The following is a 1404-nucleotide window of genomic DNA, read 5'->3' as shown; positions in this document are numbered from 1 at the left end:
CAACTCCCACAACTCGTCCGGGATCTCGTCGGTACGCAACATTCGTCCAGCGTCGCCCACCAACCCGCCAATCTTTGGCAGACACGCTCTAGCCGAGCGAGCCGCAAATCCGCAAGAGCACCGAGCGCTCTACCGACCACGTACGGTGACGATCGTGCGGCGCGCGTCGCCTGCAGTCACGGCGGGGTACCACGCCTATTCGCTCAGCAGTAACTTGGCCGGACCACACCCCTCAGTGAAAGGTGGATTACATGGCCGACACGCTCCGACTCTCCCGCATCCTGACCCTCACCGCCGGCCTGGCAACCGCGCTCGTCCTCAGCGCTGCCGTCCCCGCGAACGCCGCCGCGACCGACGTCGCTCGGTGGAACCTGGGCGACAGCGGCTCGACGATGTCCGACGCCACGGGGCGCGGACACACCGGCACGCTGCACTCGGTGACCGTGCGGCAGCCCGGCGTCTCCGGCGGGTACGGCTACGGGTTTTCGAAGCACCCTGCCTACGTGAGCGTGCCCACCTCGGCCGACTTCCGGCCCGGGACCGGGGCCTTCCAGATCTCCCTCAACATCAAGACGGCCACGCTGCCGTCGGCCTCCGTCGTCGACTACGACCTGCTACGGGTGGGCTTGGGCAGCACGTCCGGCGGGAGCTACAAGGTAGAGATCCTGATCAACGGGCGGGCGTACTGCAACTTTCGGGGGTCCTCCGGCGAGGTCAGCCTCAGTGCGGGACCGAACCTCGCCGACAACCGGTGGCACAGCATCACCTGCCGCCGGAGCGGGAGCACGGTCACGCTCACCGTCGACGGGAGCAGTTGGTCCAAGTCGGGCAGCACCGGCACGATCAGCAACAACTCCACGCTCTACATCGGCGCAAAGGACGGTGGCGGAGCCGACCAGTACACCGGGCTGATGGACTACGTGAGAATCGCCAAGGGCTGAGCGCCCGCGGGCGAGACGCGGCGGTCCGCCTCGGCGTGCACGACGCCAGCAGCGCCTGTGCCAGGTCGGCGTAGCCCAGGTCGCCGCTCGACACGGCCGCCCGATCGCGGCCCGGTCCACCTCGTCCTCCCGGCCGAAGGAGTGCAGCACCTTGGCCTTGGTGACGCGGGCGACCGGGTCCCAGGTGTTGTGCACCAACTGCAGGTAGCGCACCGGCACTCCGCCACTGTTTCGCCGCGTCGATGTCCGTATGAACACGTCGCCGGACGCTGAGGATATCTCTGCTGGCAGTCAACGTATGGGCAACCTGCTCCGTTACCAGGCGAATCGGCGTTCCGCCGAACTGCCTCATCCCCGACCAGGGCAAGCACCGCGGAACTTGTCAACCTGTCTGAGGCACCGTCTCGCGGCTATTGCTGAGCGGCGGCCTCCGTCTCGTCGGGCGGGTTGATCCAGGAGTTGG

The 1404-nt window shown here is 67.6% G+C and carries 1 protein-coding gene; it reads left to right on the top strand.

The features are described from left to right. Positions 1-251: 251 nt before the first annotated feature. On the top strand, positions 252-941 hold the full coding sequence (locus BLW04_RS25515) for a laminin G domain-containing protein (protein WP_091548457.1): 690 nt from the start codon (positions 252-254) through the stop codon (positions 939-941). Positions 942-1404 lie beyond the last annotated feature (463 nt).

It is taken from the genome of Modestobacter sp. DSM 44400 (assembly GCF_900107175.1).
Taxonomy (GTDB): Bacteria; Actinomycetota; Actinomycetes; order Mycobacteriales; family Geodermatophilaceae; genus Modestobacter.
This window is presented reverse-complemented; position numbering and strand designations above follow the sequence as displayed.

Bases quoted from the DNA above. Each gene is read 5' to 3' on its own strand.
- BLW04_RS25515 (WP_091548457.1), top strand. From the start codon at position 252: ATGGCCGACACGCTCCGACTCTCCCGCATCCTGACCCTCACCGCCGGC.